Source organism: Paenibacillus turpanensis (assembly GCF_011421635.1).
Taxonomy (GTDB): domain Bacteria; phylum Bacillota; class Bacilli; order Paenibacillales; family YIM-B00363; genus Paenibacillus_AK; species Paenibacillus_AK turpanensis.
Map to the genome: position 1 here is coordinate 179457 of NZ_WTLI01000008.1, position 25345 is coordinate 204801.

A 25345-nucleotide genomic window follows, 5' to 3' on the forward strand; every position below is an offset into this window, starting at 1 on the left:
GGCTGCGAGTTCTCCGGCAACATTGGAAGCTTTGCAAGCCTCGGCTGCACATGCTTTTTGGAGAGGGGGGTCCGTTTGGACTCTTCCTCTCCTTTTTCTATGTAATTTTTATTTCAAGATGGAATGTGCGAAAATGGGAAGATGGGAAATAAAACGATCTGGGAACAAGGAGAGCCAGCTATGAAAACTCGCACAATGCTTTCGATTATTATGTCTTTCGTTCTGCTGATTAGCTTTACCGTTTATCTTGGGTGGAATGGATTGATTTATTGGAGAACGGTGCTACCCGCTGCACAGGACTGGATCTATTGGGTATTATATGCTTTGCTCGCTTATGGCTATTTATTGGCGATGCTGACACGCCGTTTTCTCCCCTACCGGATTTATAAAACGATCAAATGGGTCGGCGCCTATGGATTGGCACTGATGTTTTACGGACTATTTACCGTTCCATTGGCTAATGCGGCTGTTTGGGTCCTTCAGAAGCTTGGCTATTCCTCATCCATGTCCGTCGCAGCGGCTGGAACGGTGGTTATCACATTTCTTGCGATTTTGCTTATGGTAGGTTCACGGAATGCTTGGAGTCCGGTAATTCGGCGTTACGAGCTTAACATTGCCAAAAGGCCGGCCGATGGCAGGACGACGCTTCGCATTGCGGTGGCCTCGGATATTCACCTTGGAACAACCGTTGGCAATGGTCATATTAAACGTCTGCTTCATACGATGGAGAAAATAAAGCCTGACCTTATTCTGATTCCGGGTGATGTGCTGGATGACAGCATTGAGCCTTTTGTCATCGAAAACATGGCAGAAACCTTAAAGAACCTTCGTGCTCCCCTTGGGGTTTATGCATGTTTAGGAAATCATGAGTATATTGGCGGCAACGTCGAAGAATACGTGAAACGGATGAAGCAAATCGGCATTGAGGTGCTTGTAGATCGAACCGTAAAGGTTCATGAGAGCTTTTACGTTGCGGGACGCAAGGACATTTCGTCGGAACGGTTTACGAAGCTCGGACGCATGGGGCTGGAGGAACTGCTCAGGGAGTGCAATCTGTCGCTGCCGATCATTGTGCTGGATCATCAGCCGCATCGTCTGAATGCAGCATCTGAAGCAGGCATAGATCTGATGCTTTCCGGCCATACGCACCGCGGACAAATGATGCCGAATCACCTGATCACCAGAAGGGTGTTTGAGCTTGATTGGGGTTATAAGCGTAAAGGCGCGATGCACGCCCTCGTATCCTCGGGGTTCGGATTTTGGGGCCCGCCGGTGCGCATTGGAAGCCGTTCGGAGGTTTTGGACGTCACGCTGCGGTTTGCGGAAGTGTAAGAGGATGGATTGCGAATAGCTACTGAGCACAAGGACCATTGACAGTGTAGGAATGCCCCTCCTGAGTGATCTTACAAAGGAGAGCTTTCTTATGTTGGTGGTTCTTTTTTAATATAGAGTATTTTGTTTCGAGCGAAGCTGAAGGCGTTGTATATCTTAAGAAAACAACCTCTTAACGTAGGCGCACATCATGGAAAGGCCTCCACAGAGGTCTTTTTATTTTGAAATAGTAGAAAATTCTTGTGTAGAATTTTTGAAATGTTTTAATACCCTAAAGATGTAAATTAAACCATTCTACTGAATATGATGAAGTAAAGCTATACGAAATTTTTTGTTCCTAATAGAAGGGGGTAAGGGGTTGAAGAGGAGAAGTTATATCATTTTGCTTGCGGCCGTTTTGACACTGACATCGGTATGGTTTCCGGTTACACAAAATTCAGCTTTTGCAAATCATGGCCAAAGTGGTTCTCTAAGCTTTGATTTTGAGGACGGCACTCTGCAAGGATGGAGCGATCGAGGTGCTGGAGTAGAAGTAGCTACCGTAAGTGGGCAAGCTTATTCGGGATCCTTCAGCTTATTCACAACGGGAAGATCCAGAACATGGCATGGTCCCCGCATCAATATGCTGGAAACGCTTTCTGAGGATGCGGTTTACGAAGTTTCCGGTTTTGTAAAGCTCCCTGATAAAACAGACACTTCAACTACAAGAATTAAACTGTCCATGGAATCGAAGGCTTACGGAGGATTAATGAAGTGGACGACTATAGCGAATGCTTATGTAAATGATTCTTCCTGGGTACCGATTAAGGGGAGATACAGCTTTGCCGATCCAATGTCTAGACTATACTTGGCTGTAGAAACGGAGAATGAATCCGCAAACATTCTCTTAGATGAATTAACGATTTCAACAATCACACCTCCTCCTCATGATCAAGCGGGTTTATCGATGAGCTTTGAACATTCATCCGCTGAAGGTTGGCAGCCTAAGATGGGGAATGAACAAGTAACTGCATCTACTGCTGCAGCCAGGTCCGGTTCGCAAAGTTTGAAAATAGGGGATAGGTCAGCTCCTTCAGATGGAGCATCACTTGATATTACCAATTCGGTAGGAAGCGATAAACAGTATGAATTCTCACTTTGGGCGAAATTAGAGGAGGGAGCCGAACGCGACGAACTGAAGCTTGGCTTGCAGCTCAGCGATCAGGAAAACACGGATTATGTAACGCTCATAGAAAATGTCGAGGTAACCGGAGAGGATTGGGTACATCTATCCACAAACTATCGTATGAATACGCCGGTTACGGATATTTCATTATTACTGGAAACAAAAAATGGCAGTGCAGCCGTATTTATCGATGATTTTCAATTGAAATACGTACCCCCTCTCGTGATACAGCATGAAATCCCATCTTTATACCAAGTGCTGCAGGAGCATTTTCCACTAGGGATCGGGGCTGCGGTTGAACCCCTCCAATTGTCAGGAGAACATGGGGAGCTTTTAAAAAAGCATTTTAACAGTATTGTTCCGGTTAATGATTTGAAAGCGGAGTGGATTCAACCAACGGAAGGTGATTTCCGGTTTGAAAATGCCGATCGGCTGGTCGAGTTTGCAAGAGAGCACGGGATGTCAGTGAGGGGACATACGCTGGTATGGCATCAACGAACGCCGGATTGGTTTTTCACAGACAGCGAAGGAAGAGATATGGAGGAAGAGACGGATCCGGTAAAGCGGGCAGCGAATAAAGCTCTCTTGTTACAGAGATTAGAGACTCACATTAAGACGGTAGTTGAGCACTTTGGCGAGGATATCTATGCTTATGACGTAGTAAATGAACCTATAGACGATTTCGGAGGTTACCGGGAAAGTAAGTGGTACCGAATCGCCGGTTTGGATTATATACGCGAAGCTTTTCGTTATGCTCGAATGTACGCTCCCCATGCCAAATTATATATCAATGAATACAATACAGAGTCGCCTTCGAAAAGGGAGGACCTTTATGAGCTTGTTAATCAGCTCCTGTCCGAAGGAGTACCCATTGACGGGGTCGGTCACCAAATGCATATTAATATTAAAAGCCCGTCTGTTGAGGAAATGGGAAATGCGGTTGAATTATTTGGCGAATTAGGATTAGATAATCAAATTACGGAATTGGATATGAGTGTTTACACAAATGACTCCGAGAATTATGAAGTTGTGCCGCAGGAGTTAATTGATTGGCAGGGATATCGTTATAAAGAGGTTATACAGGAGCTAATCCAGCATAAGCAATATATTAGTTCGGTGGTTTTCTGGGGGCTTGCGGATGATCATACTTGGCTGAATACATTTCCGGTGAAAAGAAATGAGGCGCCTTTATTATTCGATGAGTATTTACAGGCGAAGCCGGCTTATTGGGGAATGGTAGATCCGACAAAACTTCCTTATCTTGAAGATGGTGTACCCGTCCAATGACGGGTACTTTTTTTGTAGACCTTTCCTTATCTTTTCTGGTTCGGGTTCACAGGCAGTCTAATCGTAACGGTGGTTCCAACATGAAGCTTACTGGACAAGGTCAAGGTACCGCCGTGCTTTTCGATGATGTTTTGACTAATCATCAGGCCTAGTCCTGTCCCATCTTCTTTGGTCGTATAGAAGGCCTCGCCAACCTTTCGCAGCTCTTCTTCGCAAATGCCATTGCCTTGATCGGTAATGCGAATATGTATGCGGTTATGAGGCGCGTTATTCACTTCAATCGTTATACTCCCGCTGCCTTCCATTGCTTCCATGGCATTTTTGATCAGGTTCATAAAGACCTGCTTCATCTGGTCCGCATCACAAATGATTTCAGGCAGCGAATCAGCGGCCTTTAATTCAATTTCGATTCCTTTGTCCTGGGCTGCAGCATTGTACAGGAGCTTAATTTCGGAAAGAATGGTATCAATTCTTGCTGGCTGGAAGCGCGGCTCCGAGGGCTTAGCAAGTAGTAAAAACTCATTAACAATCCGGTTAATCCGGTCGACCTCGGACTTAAGTATGTCCATCTTCCCTTTCAACTGGGCCTCCTTTGACAGCAGAGAAACGTATCCGGATAACACGGTTAATGGATTACGAATCTCATGCGCAATGCCGGCAGCCAACTGTCCAACCATCATTAGCTTTTCAGAGTGCTGAAGCTTGCTCTTTATTGCGACAAGGCGTTTATAAAGTACGTAGGCTAGCGCAGTAATGAAAAACATGAGTCCAAAATAATTTAAAACCGGGATGTGCCATTCCCCCAGGAGAAGGCTGTCCAGCAAATCGAGCCCTCCGAAGAGGCACATCACGAGTGTTCCAGCCATTACAATTTTGGCCTCCGTGCTCCCAATTCGGGCATAATGCCAAATTTGGATAAGCACGATCAAGATGGAGCTGGCAATTACCAGCTGGTAAAGCATCAACGCCATCGGCATATCGATAATATCGAATGCAATGAAGAGCGGTATGAAGCAGGAGAATGCAAGATGAATTAGACTAAGCTTGCGCAAGATGCCTTTCCAGCCGCGTCCAAAGAAATGGGTAATAAAGATGAGCAGGAACGTTTCACCAAAGAAAAACGAGGTGAGTTCGATCCATTCCCACAACCGGCTTTTATCGTAATAAAGATAAATAATATGTATTCGGGTTATGGTATTGACGCCAAGGAAAAAGGTAAAGCACGCAAACGAAAGAAAATACACCTGCCCGCGATAAATACTGTATAAGTAAGCCGCTATTACCGCAAACAGCATGTAAAATACGCCGATTACCAATTGATCGGTATCCTTGAACAACCAATATGTAATAATATCGCTTCGTGAATCGATATACGGCTCGTTAAGAGTGCCGATGAACCGTTCGTCAGAATATAAGTGAAACACTACGGTTTGTCCAAGCTGGTCTTCCGACAGCGAAATGATGCGGACCGGTGTTCCTTCGTACCGGGCGATCTTGGATTCACTCATGTCACCAAAGCTATAAAGCAAGGTACCGCTCTCCGAATACATTTCGAATTTATGGTAACCTTGAAAGACGAGGCTTGGATCCCGCCAATCTCCCTCGGGAAGTGTCGTGCGCAGCCATAGATGATGCCTCTCTTCCCGTCCTGGGGGAGTACGAGGGGCATCGATGGTTTGCCAGGGCTCATCGTCATATCGGTATTCCCATTGATGAATGGGAGCTGCGTCGCTGCTGCTTGGCGTATTTTCGATATAGAGTCGAAATGCTAAAAGCAGCATGAGAAGCACGAAAAAAATGATAAGTAGGGGGTAACTCTTACTTTTATTTGTTGTCATCGGACCTCCGAAGGATCTTTGCAAAAATATCTTGTATAATATTCTCAAAAAAATGTCAAACTCCTTCATTCATCGACATTTTTCAACAAGAATTCTTGCGGCTGCGGCAGGTTGAAGCTGGCCAGGGGTTCTTTTGCAACTAAAAAAACGATGCGGTGTAAGAGGCGTTACAGCGCATCGTCTTTATGAAGAGAGGACCTTATGTCCGATTAGGCTTTGTCAAGGACAGGAGCTTTTCTGCGTGCCCGGAGCTGCTCGAAGGCGTAAGCAAGCCGGATCAGCGCCGGTTCCGTGAATGCGCCGCCGGTAAAAGTGATACCAAAAGGCATGCCGTCCTTCAGGTAACCGCCAGGCACGGCGATCGACGGGTAGCCTGCTTTTGCGGCAATGCCCGCACCGGTTGATTTCGGGAACAGCAGTGCATCCAAGCTGTGCTGCCGAAGCACAAGATCTATGCCTTCTTCACGGGAAAGGCGAATGTCCTTAAGCCGGTCTTCAATATAACGCGGCTCTGTTAACGTGCCTGAGGTTTCTTCGGACCATTTTAGAATCGACTGCCCGTACTTCAGCATGTTCACGGGATCTGCTTCGTTAAAGGCAATAAGCTCTTGAAGGGAATGGACCGGCAGCTTCGGAGATACACGCTGCAAATAGAAATTCAAATCAGCTTTAAACTCGTAACGGAACACCTCAGAGCGGTAGGAGTTCAGCTCTTCGGCTGTCGCGATGTCCGCCGGATCAACGATCACAGCGCCGGCGGAAGCCATCTCCTGAAGCAGGCTGTCAAACAGCGCACGCTCCTCTTCGCTGAGCTTGTCGTGATAGATTTTGCGCGGTACACCGATTCTCGCACCTTGGAGGCCGTCCCGATCGAACCAGCCGCGCAGATCGGTAAGGGGGTGAGCGATGGAGCTGCCTGTAATCGGGTCGTTCGCATCCACCCCGCAAAGCGCTGCAAATAAGATTGCGGCATCAGCTACCGTACGCGCCATTGGGCCTGCCGTATCCTGGCTGTGGGCCAGAGGAATGACTCCGCTGCGGCTGATGCGGCCGACGGTAGGTTTGATGCCTACGATGGAGTTTTGAGTGGCCGGGCTTAGGATGGAACCGGAGGTTTCGGTGCCGACTGCAGCCGCTGCGAAGCCGGCAGCTACAGCGACACCGCTCCCCGTACTGGAGCCCCCGGCAAAGAAGGATTGTCCATACGGATTCAGTACTTGACCTCCCCGCGAGCTGTAGCCGGCTGTCATTCCTTCGGCCATGTAATTGGCCCATTCGGTCATGTTGGCCTTGCCAAGAATAATTGCTCCGGCTTTACGGAGTTTCCGGACGAGGAAAGCGTCCTGCGCGGCGTAATGACCGGCGAGAGCAAGCGAGCCTGCACTTGTGTGCATGCGGTCTGCAGTATCAATGTTGTCCTTAAGCAGGATCGGGATGCCGTGCAGCGGACCGCGAAGCAATCCTTGCCGACGCTCGGCGTCCGCTGCCTCGGAAAGAGCAAGGGCATCCGGATTCAGCTCGAGCACACTGTTTAATCGAGGTCCCTGCCGGTCAAATGTAGCGATGCGCTCCATATAAAGCTGAATAAGCTCATACGAAGTTATTTTCTTTTTCTCCAGTGCAATCTGGAGGTCTGAAATCGTTGCTTCCTCAATATTCTTCATTAAAAAATCCCCGCCTTTTTCAACCATTGCTATCTTACTTTTCTCATACGCCACGGATTTGGACAAGAGTTCATTTTACTTAAATCAAGATTTAGCTCGATTAAGGCGAAGCGCCAATATGGTTACTTGTAATCTTTTCTTTTCCTTTGGATGGAGACGGAAGGGTTTCCAAGCTAAGCAACGTATTATAAAAGGAAGGAATTAGGAAATCTGTTTTGGGAAGAATTACGTTTTCAACAATAAAATCGTGCAGTGAACAGCGAAAGGCAGGGGAGATCACGAGTGGAAATTCAACATGCAGTGAATGTAGTAGAGCGCATTCGTTCTAACATACAGAAGGTGCTGGTAGGAAAGAAAGAGGTTGTCGATTTGCTGCTAACGGCGCTGCTGGCTAACGGACATACGCTGTTAGAGGATGTTCCGGGAACGGGGAAAACATTGCTGGCTAAAGCACTGGCCACATCGATCGACGGGAGGTTTAAGCGGCTTCAGTTTACGCCGGATTTGCTGCCTTCCGATTTGACAGGGATTCATTATTACAATCAAAAATCAGGGGAATTTGAATTCCGCCCGGGACCGGCGTTTACAAACATCCTGCTGGCGGATGAAATTAACCGGGCTACGCCGAGAACGCAGTCGAGCCTCTTGGAATGTATGGAAGAACGGCAAATTTCATTGGATGGTGCCACACATCGGCTGGAAGCGCCCTTTCTGGTTATCGCCACGCAAAATCCGGTCGATAACCAGGGGACGTTTCCGCTTCCGGAGGCGCAGCTTGACCGTTTTATGATGAAGATCCATATGGGTTATCCGACGTCTGAGGAGTCCGTACAAATTTTGCGCAGATTTCGTGAATCCAGTCCGCTTGAGGAGCTGCAGCCGGCCGTCACTGCATCCGAGGTGACGGATGCCCAGCGGTACACCGCTGCTGTTGAAGTGAGCGAGGAGCTGCTTGGGTATATCGTGCGGATTGCAGAAGCATCGCGCAAGCAGTCGGATGTGCTGCTAGGCGTTAGCCCCCGCGGCGCTCAGGCGCTGCTGAAGGCATCTCAGGCGTATGCCGTTATCCAAGGTAGGCCTTTTGTGACGCCGGATGATGTCAAGGCTGTCGCTATCCCAGTGCTCGCACACCGGCTGCTGCTGCAGCATTCGATGCGGATCCGAGATAACAAAGCGGAGGAGCTTGTGCGAAAGCTGTTGAACGAAATCGAGGTTCCGGCAGAACCGTCAGCGTTTGCGAAGCGCGGGTAAGATTCAAGATGAAGCTGCATTGGTTCATTGCGAATATTGCGCTGTTGTTTTGGCTGCTTATTTGGCTGTATTCCCGATATGCGTTAAAGCACATCGGGTATTCCCGTCATTTCTCGGAAAAGGCGGTCTTTGAAGGTGAATCCGTAGAGATGGTGGAGCGAATTTCCAATCGAAAGCTGCTTCCGCTTCCTTGGCTTCGTTTGGAGTCGCGGGTATCCACCGGGCTTGTGTTTGGAAGCCAAGGGGATATGGATATTCGCGGCGGGGAGCAGTTTCAGCATCATTTGAGTCTTTTTAGCTTGCGGCCGTATCGGCAGATCGTACGGAAGCATCAAGTCGTTTGCGCGCGGCGAGGCATCTATAAGCTCAATTCGGCGGCGATGACCTCCGGGGACCCGCTTGGAATTAAAGTTCGTACGGAGCAGGTGCCACTATCTCTTGAGCTTGTGGTGTATCCGAAGCCGGCCCCGCTCGGGGAGCTGCCTTTACCGAGCCACAGCTGGCTCGGGGAGCTTGCGGTTCGGCGCTGGATCGTCGAGGACCCGTTTCTTACGTCAGGGAGCCGAGAGTACCAGCCGGGTGATCCTTTAAACGCAGTCAATTGGAAGGCGACGGCTCGTACGGGAGAGCTGCAGGTACATAAGAAAGACTTTACCGCCGACCACAGGCTTATGATTTGTTTAAACTTCGAGGTGACGGAGTCGATGTGGAGCACGGTCACCGACCCGGAGCGGGTGGAGCGTGCAATTCGATATGCTGCGGCGGTAGCCGATTATGCATTGGCACGCGGGATCGATACGGGCTTGCTCTGCAACGGCTGGACGGAACGGGAACCGAAGGAGGCCGTTCATATTGAACCTGGCGGCGGGATGCCTCAGCTGACACAGCTGCTGGAAACGATGGCTGCGCTTCAGCTGGACAGCTGTGCGGCAATGGACGCACTTATCAAGCAGATGGCCGAAAAGGCGGATGCTTCTACCGACTATCTGCTCATCAGCTGCCATGAGGGAGAGAGGCTAAGAGGAGCTGCCGAAGAGCTGGCAAGGCGGGGCAACGGAATCGAATGGCTTCTTGTTGCGGATCAGGGGGTTGGTTTGCCATGAACGGAAAGGAACGAACGGCAGTGGCAGTGAATCCGCAGAAGCCTTGGGCACAGGTGCTCCGATTCACCGGAGCCAGCGCAATGGAGCAGCTGCTGCTCCTTCCGCTGCTGCTGCTCATTCATGAATACGCAGTGAAAGGCAGCAGCCAGCTGTGGTGGCTTGCTTTGCTTCCGGCTTTCTCGGCCGTGGGCTGTGCTGCTTCGTTACGGCTGCGCGTCGTATGGCAAAAGCTCGCGTTGTCCGCTTTAGGCGGCGGAGCAGCCTTTTACTTGACGGTTACGTCGGCATGGGGGCCTCCGTTTCTTGGCGCAGCCGTCGCGTTCGCGGCTGTATTGCAAGGGGCGACGGTGGCCCGAAGACTCGGCCGGCCCGGATTTTATTGGTTTGCGATTTGCGGCTATTTTGTCGCAAGCTTCTTCTTTGGACGAATTGCAGAGCTTTCTAAGTATACGGATGCAATACTGTGGGCCGGATTGTTCTGTTTGACGGCGGCCATCGCCGCGACAAATACGAGCAGCTTAAGGCATGCCGCATTAACGGGGGAAAAGGTGGGAGGAATCCCTTCCCGGGTAAGGCGTTTCAATCTCGTTTTCTTGACCTCCGTCTTCGTCATATTTGCTTTGCTGGGGCTTCTATTAGGAGGCAGCGTGCTGCAGGGTCTCGTGCAATTGATCGGCGGGGCGATCAGGATGATTTTAATGCTGCTGCGCGGTTCGACGACGGAGATCGCCCCGCCTAAAAATATGAAGCAGCAGCCGCCCCCGGACTTTGGCCCGCAGCCGGAGCAAGGCTGGTTTGCCGAGCTGCTCGATATGCTTTTTCTCGGTATGATTTGGCTCGGGATCGCCGTATTGATTGCAGGACTGCTTTATGTTGGGTATAAGAAGGCCGGGCCGTTTCTGCGCAAATGGATCAGTAAGCTGACCGCATTCCTTCAGCGGCGCAGTAAGGGAGAGCAGCAGTCAGGGTACACGGACGAGGAGACGAGCGTGTTTGAATGGGATGCACTCAGCGGGACGTCTCCAGCTGCATGGCTTCGGAGGGTGACGTCCGGATTCACCCGTCGGCGGGATGATCAAGAACAAGCGGCAACGAACAGCGAAAAGGTGAAGAAGCTGTATCGTGAGTGGCTTCGCGATGCGGTCAGCAGCGGCTACGAGCCGAAGCGTCATTATACGCCTCAGGAAACCTTGCGGGATGTTATGAACTGGTTCACTGGGAAGCAGCAGACCCGGCAGAAAACCGTACAAGGAAATGAGCTTGCTCAAAAAAAGCTTGTCCAGCTTTATGACAAGGCGAAATACTCGGGTGAGGAAATCGGGTTAAATGAGCTTGAAGAGCTAAGGAATACGCAGTCCGGCAAAGGCGGCGGGAGCATAACGTAGAATATAAGATTCATCGCGTGGGGGGAGGAATCATACCTGGACTTACTATTTTCAATAGAAAACCTCGCCAAAAAACGCCATGACCAACCATCAAAATATTTATTTCAAAATGTAACCGCAAAGATTGCAGCCGCCCAGCGAGTCGCCCTGCTAGGAACTTCAGGCCAAGGGAAAAGCACGCTGCTGCGCATCTTCGGATTGCTCGATACTCCGGACGAGGGTGATATGCTGCTTCATAACAGTCCGCTGGCGGAGTGGAAGGCCCACGAGTGGCGGCAAAAGGCCGCCTATGTCGCCCAGCAGTCCGTCATGCTTCCCGGAACGGTTGAGGAAAATTTGCAAACCGTCAGCAGGCTGAACGGGAAGCCGTTCGACCGGGAGTTGGCTAAGCGATGCATGGCTTCCGTCGGATTGAGCGAGCTGAGCTGGTCCAAGAACGCAGCCGATTTATCCGGTGGCGAGAAGCAGCGGACCGCGCTTGTCCGCTCATTGCTGCTTCGCCCGCAGCTGCTGCTGTTGGATGAGGTGACCGCTTCGCTCGATCCGGCAAGCAAGCATTTGGTTGAGCAGTGTTTGTTGGAGTGGAACCGACAGGAGGGGACGGCATACGTTTGGGTAACGCATGATTTGGAGCAGGCGCGGGAGATCAGTGAAACCACCTGGTTTATGGACGAAGGTACGCTTGCGGAGCAAGCATCGACAGCTGCATTTTTTAGAGAGCCTGCTTCGGAGACGGGGCGGCGTTTCATCCAAAACATGCAGTTTGAAAGGGGGGCTACTCCATAATGTCGGGCTATGCACTGGCTTTTACTCTTGTTTTTGTGGCGATCACGGTCTTCCTATCCTTAAGGCAAAAGTTGGGGCTGGAAAAGGAAATTGTGATCGGCACGATGCGCGCCGCAGTACAGCTGCTGCTCATTGGCTACGTCCTGCACTTTGTATTCGATATGAATCATCCGGTATTTATTGCCGCTATTATTTTCATGATGATCGGTACCGCATCCTGGAATGCGGGTGCACGAGCGAAGCAGCTGCCCAAGATTCGTTCCAGAATTGCAGCAGCTATACTATGCACGGAAGTCGTGACGATGAGCGTACTGCTCGGACTCGGTATTATTGAGGCTACTCCTCAATTGATTATACCGGTCAGCGGGATTATTATCGGGAGCTCGATGATCGTGGCGGGATTATTTCTAAACGCCATGCGTCGTGAGCTGGAATCCTCGCGTGGAGAAATGGAGGCGCTGCTCTCCTTGGGAGCAACGCCGAGGCAATCCATTCAGGCGGCGATCAAGCGTTCCGTTCGGTCCAGCATGATCCCGACGATCGATGGGATGAAGACGATCGGGCTGGTGCAGCTGCCGGGCATGATGACCGGCATGATCGCGGCGGGTGCCGATCCGGTGGAGGCAGTGAGGTATCAGATATTAATCGCTTTCGTATTAACATCCGCAGCGGCTATTACAGCGATGATATTAGGAAGAATCAGCTATTCGTTATGGTTTACGAAAGAAGGGCTTCTGCGAGGTATGGAAAAGCAGCAATGATTCTGCGGCTGCTTACAACGAAGGATCTTTTTTGATAAAGCTTCGGGCCAACGCTTCCGCTTGCGGGTCGCGCGTGCGCTCGGAGCTTAATTTTTCCTCCATAATATCGATTAAAATCGGTTCTCCTTTTTCAAAAGCTTTAAACACGGCCTCCTCGGCATTATCCAGCGTTACATCATATCCGGATCTTCGAAGATATTCTTCAAAGTGCTGCAGGGTAGGGGTCTCATTTTCCCCCAAATAGATGACTCCTCGCAATTTCTTTGTTTCATTTTTGCGGATCAGCTTAAATTCGACGGTTTGTTCTCTCATCGCCGCGCAGCCCCTTTCGGAAAGTTTATTTTAAGTTATATAGGAAATGGTTTGAAATGCAGTGACATTTTATACTGTACAGATGGGAAGTGCTGTAATCACAAGGAGACTTTTTACCTTTGGCCAGTAGACGGATTTCGGCTAGAGGATTATGATTACGTATATTTGAGCAGGCAGGTCACCGGGTTGGAATTTGGGATAGGGGAGAGAGAAAATGAAAGCAAAGAGCGCGTTGTCATTGGATTTCGAGCAGCTGTTTATGGACAGCCGGGTTACGAAGGGTAGCGGTCTTCGCACACTACTGCTGCTCTACAAGGGTCAATATTTGAATCTCATTTTATCGCTCATTTTCTTTGTTATCAAGCATTCGCCGGTTTGGGTTATCCCTATTGTAACGGCAGACATGATTAACCACTTGAGCCAACCGGCCGATGGCGATTTGTCATGGCTGTGGATTGACCTCATCATCGTTAGCTTGGTCATCATTCAAAATATCCCGAGCCAAATCATCCATGTCAGCTTTATGAGCCGTTCTTCCCGTCATATTGAGGCAGGATTGCGCGGCACAATGATCCGCAAGCTGCAGCATTTATCCATGTCGTATCACAGTGACCTGCGGTCGGGCAAGCTGCAGGCGAAGGTGCTGCGCGACGTCGAGGCGATCGAGACGCTGTCCAAGCAAATGATGTATGCGTTTATGCCGGCCGTGTTAAACGTGGTCGTGTCGTTTATATTGACTGCAGTAAACAATCTCAGTGTGGCGAGCTTCTTTATTTTGGTGGCGCCGACAGGGATCCTTATTGTTTCATTATTCCGTAAAAACCTGCGGACGCGCAACCGCGAGTTTCGTAAAGAAATTGAAAATATGTCCGGACAAGTCGCTGAAACTGTGGAAATGATTCCGGTCACCCGTGCCCATGGTTTGGAGCAGGTTGAGATTGAGAAGGTCGAAAAGACGCTGCGTGAAATTAAGGGCAAGGGCTACAAACTCGATGTCGCAGAGGCCTTCTTCGGGTCCTCCAGCTGGGTCGTGTTTATGCTGTTTCAAATGGTTTGCTTAGGCTTTACATGCATGATGGCGTACCGGGGCTCCATTCAAGTTGGCGACGTTGTGATGTATCAAGGCTTTTTCCAGACGATCCTCATGTCTGTGAACGGGATTTTGAACGTGTATCCGCAGTTTGCGAAGGGATTTGAATCGCTCAATTCGGTTCGCGAGCTGTTGTCTTCGACAGAAACGGAAGAATATCAGGGGACACAGAAGGCGGATCGCTTAAAAGGAAGCTTTCAGTTCCGCAATGTTCATTTTCATTATAACGATACGGATAAGCACGTGCTGCGCGATTTTAATTTAGAGGTGAAGCCGGGCGAATGCATTGCCTTTGTCGGGGAATCCGGTGCGGGGAAGTCGACGGTACTGAATATGGTAGTCGGCTTCTATCGCCCGACCAATGGCTGGATAGAGGTCGACGGGGTTCCGCTTGACGATCTGGAAATGCGTTCCTACAGGCAGCAGCTGGCCGTTGTGCCGCAAAATACGATTTTGTTTTCCGGCACGATCCGCAGCAACATTACGTACGGCTTGACCGATGTGCCGGAGGAAAAGCTGCAGCAGGTAATCGAGATGGCGAACCTTAAGGATGTTATTGATGCGATGCCGCAGGGGCTGGAGACGTCAATCGGCGAGCATGGCAGCAAGCTGTCCGGCGGCCAGCGGCAGCGCATTGCGATTGCGCGCGCGATGATCCGCGACCCGCAAATTATTTTGCTCGACGAGGCGACTTCTGCTCTGGACAATGTGTCCGAGTTTAAGGTGCAGAAGGCGATGCGCGAGCTGGTGCGGGGACGGACGACGTTTATCGTCGCCCACCGTTTGTCCACGATCCGCGATGCAGACCGCATCGTGGTGATGAAGAGCGGCCAAGTGGCCGAGGTGGGCACCTTCGAGGAATTGATGGAGCGCCGCGGCGCTTTCTACGAGCTGAAGCAGATGCAGGCGTAAGTTGAGATTTACGATTGATGGGCACGCAAATTTTCGGACAGGGTGATTCGTGAGCATCCGATGATCCATCTTCTGTGTTTGCTGTTGAACGAAGCGATAAACTTTAAGAAAGATCCAGAAACAACCGGTTTCCTCAAAGGAGACCGGTTGTTTTTATAGGGTATGAAGGTAGCTTTCCAACAAAATTATTTTTCACTAACTTACAATAAAATTAACAAAAAGTTACTGGAAATACATATCAATTTACTTCCATTTCTATTATAATGATGTAGGAAATTTGTACTAGATTTATAGTTTAGGGAGGAACGACGGTGCGCTTATTCGAGCCGATACTGCAAAACATGACGATCAAGAAACAAAAGAAAGCGAGAGGTCGCAGATTATGGGGGGCTGTTCTGGCAGGTGCCATGCTTGCCTCCTTATGTTCTCCGTGGGCAACATCCAGCACTTATGCGCTGACCGCTGATCCGGTCTCCAGTGGGGGAGCTTCTTCTGGCGGTGGCGGCGTTACTGCTCCAACGGTTGTCCAGTCTGCTCCACTGAACATTTTCCAATGGGTTGTGGATGATCATCGTGGAATGATTTACGCTCTTTCTAGAGAAACCAATGAGCTGCTGTTTATACGTTTAAGTGATTTGGTGGTTGAAACTGAACTGGCAATTGACTCACCTACCGATATTGACTTAAAGGACGGAAAGCTGTACATCCCGACCCAACCGGGCAGCGTTATGAAGGTCGTTGACGTAGAAACTAGGGCTGTAACCGATACGTTTCCATTGAAGGAATCCTCGACTTTGCCGGAACCGGGTTCAGCTACTGTACGTGCAACTTTGGGGGAATCCTCCATTTACTACACGAGCCAAGGGATGAGTTGGACTGATATCATGGAGTATAGCCTCACGACGAAAAGTGAGCGTGTCGTGACAGCAGTCTATGGCAGCAGTTTTTATGGAGATCTGCAGGTAAGTGAGAATGGACAGAAGCTTTATTTTACGAGTTCAGACCGTTTACGTGCTTATGATACCAACGATTTTACTAAAGTTGACAGCGTATCAGTTTCAGTTGATCCTATCTTCATTCAAGCGCCAATGTTTCTAGAGGACTCTGGCTATTTATATTTAGGGAAAGAGCGTAGGTCGGCTAGTGTTATTGATAAGGTATACGGCGAATATCAATCTCCTGTAATTTATGCAAAGGGAGATATTGTATTTGGGGCTCAAGAAATATACAACAGAGAATCGTTCAGTAATTATTTCAATCTCCCCTATAAAGTGATCAAAGCATATACACTGCGAAGCGGAGAGATCGTTTTATACGGAATTGATCAGATCATCCGCAAATACTCGTCCTTAGAGGCTGTAGAGCGGGAAACTGCTTCACTAAAGCTTCCAACAGCGATTCCGCTTCCCTACGGTTTTGTTGATCGATCGGATGAGCAGCAAAAAATTAGCGGTTACTTAGAGTGGGACATGCCTGAAAATACAGATCATTTAACAAGCTTTACGATATATTTCTTAAATGAGTTCAATCAAAAAGTCGGGTCTAAAATAGCAGAGAAGTCGGTGTATACTTCCAAAGGTGGATATTTTCATTATATTTCAAGCATCGATGTTCCTGAAGGTGCAGTAAAGCTGGGGATCTTCCCTAAAAATACCGCAGGTGAAAGTGAGCATGGTGCGAAAGTTCCATTTCTAGATGCTTCGGTATATTTTCCAAGTAATCTATCTCAGGGCTATGTGGACGAGAATCCGATGAGGGGGATTGAGCCGAAGCTGCATTGGGAGTTTTGGCCGAATGCAATAAATAATCCTCCTCTATCTTCAATAATTGTTTACTTGGCTGACAGCAGAGGGCTAATGATTGAAGGAAGTTTGCAGGAATTCTCAACTACAGACGATGATCGTTTTACAACTTGGCCCAGTTCACTTGTAAGTGATGCGAGCTATATTTACGTTCACATGAAGGACAGCTTTGGTAGGATTTCCGGTCTATATAATGTGGAAAGTATTTACGACAACATTACCGGGGAGCCGGTACGTTCCTCTTCTGGAGCGGGAGTGCCGGTTCTAAATCCGAAACTAGAGCATCAATTGTTTGACAGAGATTTGCATAAGGGTGAAATCGGCGGCGAATATATTTGGTTGGAATCCAATGCTCCACAAGATTCGCATACGGGCTATACGTTGTATTTTATGAGTGCTTCGAATGTAAAACTTAAGCCGATCGCGTATACAAAAAGAAAGCAGATTAACGGCGAAAGTCTGATCGTGCTTCCTGAGCATACAAAAATCCCGTCGGGAGCAAGTAGAATCGGATTGTTTATGACGAATGATTATGGTGATAGTGCAGAAGGATACATTACTTCTTTATGGGACGCACCGTATTCGATTCCTACTAATTTAACATTCGTAGATGAGAATGGGAGTCGGGGCGTAATAGACGGAACGATTTCATGGGCAGCATCGGCTGAAGAAACGAATCTGAGTTCTTACGATGTTTTTTATCAAGATTCGAGAGGAGCACTCCTTCCTTTAACAGAGGGCAATTCAGTTTCCGCTGGAGCAGAGTTTTATCAAATGGAATTAGGTGTAAGCCATCCGATAGACGCAACAAGAATCTTAATAAAGCCCAAAAATTTAGCAGGAGAGTACGCGCCCGAGTACGGGATTATCTCGATCAGTGATAATGTGTCTGAAGAACCAGCCGTTGCCCAGCCTCTTCCTATCACAAGGGTAACTCCTTTACTTATTTTTAATGATACGGATGGCAATAGAGGGAAACTGGGAGGAACTGCTGAAATTTATCCGAACAATGAAGACACCATCGTACAGCTGTTTTTTGCGGATCAGCATGGAAATAAACTGCAGCTTATTAACGAAACTAGGGTGACGATCTATAATGGATGGGCCTTAGTTACAATTAAAGAAGGTACCGTCATTCCGCAAGGTGCAGTAAAGATCGGGGTTGTCTCGATTGCTGACAACAAAGAAAGCGAACCTGATTATCTATACTTTACTGATCGAGAATATTCACTACAAATTGACCCGGCAAATGTTCAAATCGTAAATAATACAAACGCCGCAGATCAAATTACGATTACGAATTTGCAATGGGGCGATATTGTAAAGGTGTATGCCACAGAAAATAGGGCATACCCCATTGCAGAAGGAACAGTATCTAAAGATCAAAGCTCGCTTCACCTCTCGGTGCCGCAATTAGGCACGAAGGCGGCGAATGTATATGTTTCGCTCCAGCGAAATTTTGGATTGGAAAGTCTCCGGACCGCTAAAGCCTATGCAGCAGAGCCAACAACCTCTGGCGGCGGAGGCGTAGGTGGTGGAGGCGGAGGCGGTGGCGGAGGTGGCGGCGGCTGGGCTGCTCCAGCCGCAAACGAAGCAGCTGCTACCGGCAGCATTGTCGTTGATCGCTCTAAGATGGAAGAACTGCTTAAGACACGTGACCCGCAAAAGGAATCGATCACGATTCGCAGCTCTTCCGAGGACGAGAAGAATTCCGTACGTGCCGAACTGCCGTACGATGTATTTAAGCTGCTGCTCGAAGGTAAGGGAAGCGGCGTAAACATTGAAACCAAAGGAGCCTCTCTGGAGCTTCCGGCGAGTCTTGTTCGCAGCATCGCAAACCAAGCAGACGCGTCCAGTGGTGAAGCAATCGTTATTAGCGTAAAGCCTATCGATGACACATTGGCGTCTTCGGCTCGCTCCCGTCTTCAACAATCTGGAGCCAATATGATCGGCAACCCTGTTGAATATGTAATCGAGATCATTGATGCTAACGGTAAGGCCAAAGAAATAAATGAGTTCGCAGAATATGTTCGTAGAACGATAACGGTGGATTATCCGGCTGGAGCAGAGGGGATTCAAAGCCTGGCGGCTGTTATGATCGACACTGCGTCGGGGACGTTTTATCCTGTACCGGCAACCTTTACGGCTGACGAAGAAGGTCATCTCCAAGCAAGCATTTATCGCAAGGGCAATTCGGTCTACAGCATTGTGAACAATAACAAACAATTTGCCGACCTCGCGGGCGATCATTACGCGAAAAAATCTGTAGAGGCACTGGCCTCCAAGTTCATCGTCAATGGATACCAGGACGGGACCTTTGGAGCCGATCAATCTGTCACTAGAGCGGAATTTGTTACGATGCTGGTGAAGGCGCTCGGTCTCGTATCCAAAGGAGAGCAAGTCTCGCCGTTCTCCGATGTTCAAGCTGGGGAATGGTATACAAACTCTATCCTAACAGCAGTTCAGCACAAGCTTGTTTCCGGGTACACGGATGGCACATTCCAGCCGAACAAAACGATTACCCGAGAAGAACTCGTTGTTATGGTCAAGAACGCTCTGCAGTCCGCAAACTACAAGAACGTAAGTGATGAGGCATCGATTCAAGAGACGCTTCAACAGTTTACAGATGAAGCCGCCATATCCGAGTGGGCGGGTCCTTCCGCCGCTGCGACGCTAAAAGCGGGAATTATCGGAGGGTTTGAAGACAATACTTTCCGGCCTAACAGCTTGGCAGATCGCGGACAGTGTGCGGTTATGATCCATAGAATGCTTCAAGCTTTGCATTTCACGAATTAATTCAACAAAGCCGTATCCTGGGGAATTACTCCATACAGGATGCGGCTTTTTTTCATGAACGGGACTGCATGACTATCGTATAAAAGCCGGTAAGCGAATAAATCTTCTTGTCAGTGCCTTATGTCGTTTTTATAATAGTATTGAAGAACTAGAAACTGATTACATAATATTGGCAGGAGGCTTAGTCCCATTCGGAAGGTTAGGTATTACCCTCTGTTGCTTGTGCTCCTTGTCGCATTAGTTAGCTGCAGCTCTGTTGGTAAGAAAGAACAGGGGCTTTTTTTGGAAACGTTTTCCCCAGAGGTCGCGGCCCCAAACCATACATTTAAAATTTTGCACGTGATGAGCTACCATTCGCCTTGGATTTGGACAGACGGGCAGTTTTCCGGCTTCCAATCCGGCCTAGGTACAGATGTAAAAGTCGAATATAGAACCGTACAAATGAATGCGAAAAATAACAGTTCGGAGGATTGGCTGAAGTCGAAGGGGGATGAAATTGAACAACTCATCACGGAATGGAAGCCGGACTTGGTTTATACGACCGACGACGAGGCGCAGCAGTATGTTACCTCCAGGTTTGTCCATTCCACCACTCCATTTGTCTTCAGCGGCGTTAATCGGCAACCGGCTTTTTATGGGCTAGATGGAGCTTCGAACGTGACGGGAGTGCTGGAAACGGAGCATTTTGCAGAGAATATCAGGCTCCTTCAAGAATTGGCCCCGAATGTCCGTAAAATCGCGCTAGTATTCGACGATGCGCCTTTATGGGAGCCGGTGATCGCGCGGATTCGTAAGGAGACGGACAAATTTCCTGATATTCAATGGATGGGCTGGGAACCGATCCTAAGCTATAAGGACTATCAAAGCAAGATTTTAGAGTACCAGTCACAGGTGGATGCAATTGGGATCATTGGGGTTTTTAATTTTAAGGACAGCAGCGGAAAAAATGTTCACTATACAGAGGTTCTGAAATGGACGGCGGAAAACAGCATGCTGCCGGATTTCAGCTTCTGGAAGGACCGGGTAGCTCATGGGACGCTTTCAGCGGTCACCGTTTCTGGCTTTGAGCAGGGCTTTCAAGCCGGAAAAATGGCTCGCACGATCATAGTCGAGGGCAAACAGCCGTCAGAGCTTGAGATCCGTCCGACGAAAAAAGGCGAGGCGATCATAAGCTTGGCTCGTGCCAATAAACTCGGGCTGAAATTGAAAAGCGGGCTGTTGCTCGATTCCCTGGTCTATACTCGCTATGAATGGGAGAAATAAGATGCGCCTTACGTCAAAGCTGCAGACCAAAATTATTTTAATGCTGGTTACGATTCTTATCGTGATCTTGGGCGCTAACAATGGAATCATTAAACACTTGTTTGACAGGCAGTATTCCGAAGCCTTGAAGGCACATCTGATTTTGAATGGGGAAAGCCTGCGGAATCAGCTTGAACGAATCCAAGGCTTAGGGATTTCTGCATATGATTTGGTTGGGTTTGATGAACAGTGCCGTGAGCTTGTCGAGAAAAATAGTGATTTATCGTTGGTTTTAGTTACCAATTTAACCGGGAATGTCTTGTTTTCAAGTGATGAGCAATACAAACGAATGACAATTATTCAATCTGATCTGGCATCAGCTGTCCAACAAGCTAAGGAAGGCATTTTTGAGTACACATTGCAAAACGAGCATTATATTGCAGCAGTAGTCCCCTTTCTCGATCAAAACAGGATCAATAAAGCGGGTGCAGTTATCGTTTCAGTTGAAAGCAGCAAGATTCATCAGAAGGTATCGAAGCTGATTCTTTACCCTACGATTCTAACCATATTGTTTGGAATTATCGCTCTTCTCCTCATTATGATTCCGTTTTCCCGTTGGGTGACACGCCCTCTGCACGGCATGGTGGAGCGTATGAACGAGGTGGCTGCCGGCAATATGAGAAGTCTCGTACAGATATCAAGTAATGATGAGGTGGGGCAGCTGGGACAAGCCTTCAACCACATGGTCGGTCAAATTGATGAACTGCTGGAACGCACGGCGCGCACGACAGAGCTGGAAAGTCATTTTCTACTGGAGCAAAAGCAGCGGCAATTGTCAGAGAAGCTGAGAGAGGTGAGCTACTCGGTCAGCTCTACTTTGGATGAATATCAAGTGGTGGAACGCAGCATCGCCGCATGTAAGCAGCTGCTTCCGTACGAAGCAGTAGCCCTGTGGATGCTTAGCGATGATCATCCTCCAAGACGGTTTCCGGAGCAAGGCCGTGTGCCGATCGATGATAAATTTTCGCATGCGGAGCTAAAAAGCGTCATTGTTCAGCTGCGTACGGAGGAACGCCCAATCACTAGGGTGCATTCGGACGGACTCTACTTATTTGTTCCCATACTTGTTAAGCGGAAGCTGATTGCAATGTTCATGATTCTTTCGATGGAAGGCTCCTTTACGACCAGTGAAGTGAGCTTGGCGTTTACCCATGCAAGCCAAGTTGGAATTTCTATGGAAAATGCCAGACTCTATCGCCAAATGAGAGAGATCGCAGCGCTTGACGGCCTGACGGGGATTTTTAACCGGAGACACTTTTTTGAAGCTGGAGCTCAAATTTTTACGGATTGTATACGAGAAGGCATTCCGCTTGGCTTAATCCTGTTTGATATCGATCACTTCAAAAGTGTAAATGATAAATATGGTCATCCTGTCGGAGACAAAGTGCTGAAGGAGGTTGCCGAGGGAACCTTGGAGGTGCTTCGCGACGTGGAGCAAGCCATCTTTGGCCGTTACGGCGGGGAAGAATTTGTCGTTCTTTTACCTGGGCTAGAGGGAGAGGAAGCGGCTGTTCTGACCGAAAACATTCGAAGACGCATTGAAGCTCTCGAATTTTCGACAAGTTTAGGCAGGCTGCGGGTTACCGCAAGTTTAGGCATTGCCATCCTAGCCCCGGATACGCCGACACTGGACGAGCTGCTGAAAAAAGGCGACAAAGCCCTGTATAAAGCGAAGGCTGATGGGCGAAATCGGGTGTTTATGAGTCCTGCCTACGAATAATATGATCTAGATGAATGCGTGCCAATGGCGCGCATTTTTTTATTTTAAAGCATCGATTTGCAAAATGTGCACAGAAGTGGGCCCGAGTGATCCGTATAATTGCGAATCGGTTCGGGGAATTATGTGTAGTAAATGATGGATAAGGTGCGGATACTATGGCTAACAATGAACCAGCGATCAGCGACAACCTAGAACAAAATGAATCCCGCTTAAAACAAGCTTTTCAGCATTGCAGCGATGTAGAATTTCGCAAGCTGAAGCATCCCAAAACTAAGCTTTCCGGTATTTTGATGTACATGAAGGAAGTTGTTGATGTAAACCGGCTGGAGGATCATTTGCTGCAGCCGTTTTTTGAATCTGGAAATATCGAGCCGGAGAACGGGCAGATTGCACTGCTGTGGTACTCGAAGGCTGAATCGATTCCAGCCGTGGAGGCTGCTGTGAATTCGGGAAAAGCAGTGCTTTTACTTGAGGGACAAAAGCACGCGTACGTATATGCGGTTCCTAAAGTCCCGGAAAGGGCGGTGGAGCAGCCGCCGACGGAGGCCGTCATCCGCGGACCGCGGGAGGGGTTTACGGAGCGTGTAGGCGTTAATGTGGCGCTCATTCGACTGCGGATTAAGAGCTCAGCCTTAAAGTGCGAAGTATTTACCGTAGGCAAAAGGACGAAGACGAAGGTTGCATTAATGTACATGGAGGATATCGCCGATTCCTCCGTGATCAACACGGCCCGCAAACGCATTGAATCGATTGAAATCGACGGAGTGCTGGAGAGCGGCTATATTGAAGAGATGATTGAGGATAAGGCATTTTCTCCTTTTCCGCAGCTTCAGTATACGGAGCGTCCGGATAGTGTTTCAGGGCAGCTGCTTGAGGGGAAGTTCGCTGTTATCACCGATGGGACACCATTTGTGCTGACTGGACCCATCACCTTTTGGCAAATGCTGCGCTCTCCCGAAGATTATTATGAAAGATATTTATTTTCAACTCCATTATTATGGCTGCGTTATTTATTTCTTTTTATAGCCATTTTTCTGCCTGCGATCTACATCGCGACGACGACATTTCATCAGGAGATGATGCCGACAAGTCTTGTTCTCAGTATCGCGGCAGCGAGGGAAGCGATCCCTTTTCCGGTCTTAATCGAGGCGCTTATTATGGAAATCTCTTTCGAAGCTCTCCGTGAAGCGGGGATTCGGCTGCCGAAAACAGTAGGTCAAACCGTTAGTATATTAGGAGCTTTGGTTATCGGACAAGCGGCAGTAGAAGCAGGAATTGTTTCCGCCCCCATGGTTATCGTCGTTTCCATGACAGGGATTGCCTCCTTTACTATCCCAAGGTTCAATTTTGCGATCTCCATTCGTCTGCTGCGCTTTCCGCTAATGCTTTTCGCAGGTATGTTTGGATTGTACGGCATCATTGTTGCCACCGTTATCATAGCGGCACATCTTTGCAGTCTTACCTCATTCGGTGTGCCATATATGACAGGAGTTGCTCCGCTAAAGCTAAGTGACCATAAGGATATATTTATTCGCGCTCCTTGGTGGAAAATGCGCAAGCGGCCTAGTACAAGCAACGGCGCGGATCCGCAGCGGCTAGGACGAAACAGGTTCGGGGCAAAAAAGAGAGGTGGAGGAAAATGAGGCCGAGCAGCCGGTTGCCGCTTCTTGTTCTCGTACTAACTGTTACCGGGTTTATTTCCGGCTGTTGGGACCGCAAGGAGGTAAACGATATTGTGTTTGTTTCCGCAACGGCGATGGACAAAGTAGAGGGCGAGGAGCCTTACCGGGTCACCGTACAATTTCCTCTGCCCAGTAAAATGGGGGGAGCCGGTTCCGGAGGCGGCGGGGGCGGTACGCCCGGTGAGGATACGTGGTATATTGACTCGGCAGCAGGTAAAACGATCCGTGACTCCAATCAAAAGCAGCAGCGAGCACTTTCCCGGCAGCTGTATTTTGCCCATCGAAGGGTCATCCTGATCGGTGAAGATTTGGCCAAAGCAGGGATCGCGCCGATTATCGATATTATGGCTCGCGTCCCGCAAAACCGGATGAGCGCAAATTTGTTAATCACAAAGGGACCGGCGCAAGAGGTGTTAAATGCGAAAGTTCCCACCGAATATGTGACAGGTGAGGTTCTCAGGGAGCTTGCAACACGAGCGATGAAAAAGCCGATCGATATCGTTGATGTGATCGATAAACTACTTACTCCTGGGATTGATCCCGCCATATCGTACGTGGTAAAGGAGACAACCAAGCCGGGTGAAAAAAAGCTGGAGAAGCCGACGGTTGTTTTGAAAGGACTCGCTGTATTTCGGGAGGATCGCTTGACAGGAATGCTGGAGGGGGAACTCGCTCAGAGCGTGCTTCTAGCGATGAATCAAGCGGATAAACCAACCGTTACCGTAAAATCCCCGAAGGGGGAAGGTCATTTGACGGTACAGATTAGTAAGTACGATGTTGATTATATTCCTAAGGCGGGACCGGAAGGTCCGGAATTTGAGCTGCGGTTGACAGGGATTGGGATGCTCATGGAAAATGCCTCTGTTTTCAAAGTCTCCACAACCATGGGGATGCAAAATATAAGTAAATTGGTCAACGAAAAAATTGTAGAGACGACAACGAAAGGAATTCAAAAATTGCAAAAGGAATACCAATCCGACCCGATTGGCTTCGGTGACAAAATTAGACGGAAGGATGCTGCATACTGGCGTCAGTGGGAGAAATCCTGGTACGAGACGTACAAGACCATGAAGGTGAACGTGATTTCGGAAATGGTCGTGGAGCATCCTGGGGTTATGCTTGCTCCTGCAGCCATACCCGACCAGCTGCAAGAATAA

Annotated in this window: 16 protein-coding genes; 13 read left to right on the plus strand and 3 right to left on the minus strand. The window is 48.8% G+C overall.

Annotated elements, in window-relative coordinates; genetic code table 11:
- Positions 1–180: 180 nt before the first annotated feature.
- Both GQS10_RS09545 and GQS10_RS09550 read left to right on the plus strand, forming a co-directional pair.
- A complete protein-coding gene (locus tag GQS10_RS09545) occupies positions 181–1332 on the plus strand; it encodes a metallophosphoesterase (protein WP_166241386.1) in 1152 nt (383 codons plus the stop codon).
- A 397-nt stretch (positions 1333–1729) separates the two neighbouring features.
- Positions 1730–3784: an endo-1,4-beta-xylanase gene (locus GQS10_RS09550; RefSeq protein ID WP_166241388.1), complete on the plus strand. Its 2055-nt coding sequence runs from the start codon at positions 1730–1732 to the stop codon at positions 3782–3784.
- Between the two features lie 26 nt (positions 3785–3810).
- On the opposite strand, the gene GQS10_RS09555 is transcribed toward GQS10_RS09550, so the two are convergent.
- A complete protein-coding gene (locus tag GQS10_RS09555) occupies positions 3811–5565 on the minus strand; it encodes an ATP-binding protein (RefSeq protein WP_166241390.1) in 1755 nt (584 codons plus the stop codon).
- A gap of 266 nt (positions 5566–5831) precedes the next feature.
- Positions 5832–7286 carry an amidase family protein gene (locus GQS10_RS09560; protein WP_166241392.1) on the minus strand — a complete coding sequence of 485 codons (1455 nt, stop codon included), beginning with the start codon at positions 7284–7286 and terminating at the stop codon, positions 5832–5834.
- 282 nt (positions 7287–7568) lie between these two features.
- Between GQS10_RS09560 and GQS10_RS09565 the strand changes: the two genes are divergently transcribed.
- The 5 genes from GQS10_RS09565 to GQS10_RS09585 are packed head-to-tail and all read left to right on the plus strand — an operon-like array spanning position 7569 to position 12572.
- On the plus strand, positions 7569–8537 hold the full coding sequence (locus GQS10_RS09565) for an AAA family ATPase (RefSeq protein WP_166241394.1): 969 nt from the start codon (positions 7569–7571) through the stop codon (positions 8535–8537).
- 8 nt (positions 8538–8545) lie between these two features.
- Positions 8546–9640, plus strand: a complete 1095-nt coding sequence (locus GQS10_RS09570; protein ID WP_166241396.1) for a DUF58 domain-containing protein — start codon at positions 8546–8548, stop codon at positions 9638–9640.
- Positions 9637–11025 (plus strand): DUF4129 domain-containing protein, encoded by a 1389-nt coding sequence (locus GQS10_RS09575; protein WP_166241398.1) that lies wholly within the window; start codon positions 9637–9639, stop codon positions 11023–11025. Before GQS10_RS09570 ends, GQS10_RS09575 begins: the two co-directional genes overlap by 4 nt.
- Positions 11026–11079: 54 nt before the next feature.
- Positions 11080–11811: an ABC transporter ATP-binding protein gene (locus GQS10_RS09580; protein ID WP_341805039.1), complete on the plus strand. Its 732-nt coding sequence runs from the start codon at positions 11080–11082 to the stop codon at positions 11809–11811.
- Positions 11811–12572, plus strand: a complete 762-nt coding sequence (locus GQS10_RS09585) for an ABC transporter permease (protein ID WP_166241400.1) — start codon at positions 11811–11813, stop codon at positions 12570–12572. The genes GQS10_RS09580 and GQS10_RS09585 overlap by 1 nt, the downstream gene beginning before the upstream one ends.
- Before the next feature lie 12 nt (positions 12573–12584).
- Here the strand turns inward: GQS10_RS09585 and GQS10_RS09590 are convergent, their stop codons facing one another.
- On the minus strand, positions 12585–12884 hold the full coding sequence (locus tag GQS10_RS09590) for a response regulator (RefSeq protein WP_166241402.1): 300 nt from the start codon (positions 12882–12884) through the stop codon (positions 12585–12587).
- Positions 12885–13098: 214 nt separating this feature from the next.
- Here GQS10_RS09590 and GQS10_RS09595 point away from each other — a divergent pair, with 214 nt between their 5' ends.
- The 6 genes from GQS10_RS09595 (at position 13099) to GQS10_RS09620 (ending at position 25345) form a co-directional block, all read left to right on the plus strand.
- Complete coding sequence (locus tag GQS10_RS09595; RefSeq protein ID WP_166241404.1) at positions 13099–14886, plus strand: ABC transporter ATP-binding protein; 1788 nt, start codon at positions 13099–13101, stop codon at positions 14884–14886.
- Positions 14887–15197: 311 nt separating this feature from the next.
- Positions 15198–19484: an S-layer homology domain-containing protein gene (locus GQS10_RS23650; protein ID WP_166241406.1), complete on the plus strand. Its 4287-nt coding sequence runs from the start codon at positions 15198–15200 to the stop codon at positions 19482–19484.
- A 342-nt stretch (positions 19485–19826) separates the two neighbouring features.
- Positions 19827–20747 carry an ABC transporter substrate-binding protein gene (locus GQS10_RS09605; RefSeq protein WP_166241408.1) on the plus strand — a complete coding sequence of 307 codons (921 nt, stop codon included), beginning with the start codon at positions 19827–19829 and terminating at the stop codon, positions 20745–20747.
- A 1-nt stretch (position 20748) separates the two neighbouring features.
- Positions 20749–22506: a diguanylate cyclase gene (locus GQS10_RS09610; RefSeq protein ID WP_166241410.1), complete on the plus strand. Its 1758-nt coding sequence runs from the start codon at positions 20749–20751 to the stop codon at positions 22504–22506.
- Positions 22507–22661: 155 nt separating this feature from the next.
- Complete coding sequence (locus GQS10_RS09615; protein WP_166241412.1) at positions 22662–24149, plus strand: spore germination protein; 1488 nt, start codon at positions 22662–22664, stop codon at positions 24147–24149.
- Entirely contained in the window at positions 24146–25345 is a 1200-nt protein-coding gene (locus tag GQS10_RS09620; RefSeq protein ID WP_166241414.1) for a Ger(x)C family spore germination protein, read from the plus strand. Before GQS10_RS09615 ends, GQS10_RS09620 begins: the two co-directional genes overlap by 4 nt.

Bases quoted from the DNA above. Each gene is read 5' to 3' on its own strand.
- GQS10_RS09545 (WP_166241386.1), top strand. From the start codon at position 181: ATGAAAACTCGCACAATGCTTTCGATTATTATGTCTTTCGTTCTGCTG.
- GQS10_RS09555 (WP_166241390.1), bottom strand. From the start codon at position 5,565: ATGCTGCTTTTAGCATTTCGACTCTATATCGAAAATACGCCAAGCAGC.
- GQS10_RS09560 (WP_166241392.1), bottom strand. From the start codon at position 7,286: ATGAAGAATATTGAGGAAGCAACGATTTCAGACCTCCAGATTGCACTG.
- GQS10_RS09570 (WP_166241396.1), top strand. From the start codon at position 8,546: ATGAAGCTGCATTGGTTCATTGCGAATATTGCGCTGTTGTTTTGGCTG.
- GQS10_RS09575 (WP_166241398.1), top strand. From the start codon at position 9,637: ATGAACGGAAAGGAACGAACGGCAGTGGCAGTGAATCCGCAGAAGCCT.
- GQS10_RS09585 (WP_166241400.1), top strand. From the start codon at position 11,811: ATGTCGGGCTATGCACTGGCTTTTACTCTTGTTTTTGTGGCGATCACG.
- GQS10_RS09590 (WP_166241402.1), bottom strand. From the start codon at position 12,884: ATGAGAGAACAAACCGTCGAATTTAAGCTGATCCGCAAAAATGAAACA.
- GQS10_RS09595 (WP_166241404.1), top strand. From the start codon at position 13,099: ATGAAAGCAAAGAGCGCGTTGTCATTGGATTTCGAGCAGCTGTTTATG.
- GQS10_RS09605 (WP_166241408.1), top strand. From the start codon at position 19,827: ATGAGCTACCATTCGCCTTGGATTTGGACAGACGGGCAGTTTTCCGGC.
- GQS10_RS09610 (WP_166241410.1), top strand. From the start codon at position 20,749: ATGCGCCTTACGTCAAAGCTGCAGACCAAAATTATTTTAATGCTGGTT.
- GQS10_RS09615 (WP_166241412.1), top strand. From the start codon at position 22,662: ATGGCTAACAATGAACCAGCGATCAGCGACAACCTAGAACAAAATGAA.
- GQS10_RS09620 (WP_166241414.1), top strand. From the start codon at position 24,146: ATGAGGCCGAGCAGCCGGTTGCCGCTTCTTGTTCTCGTACTAACTGTT.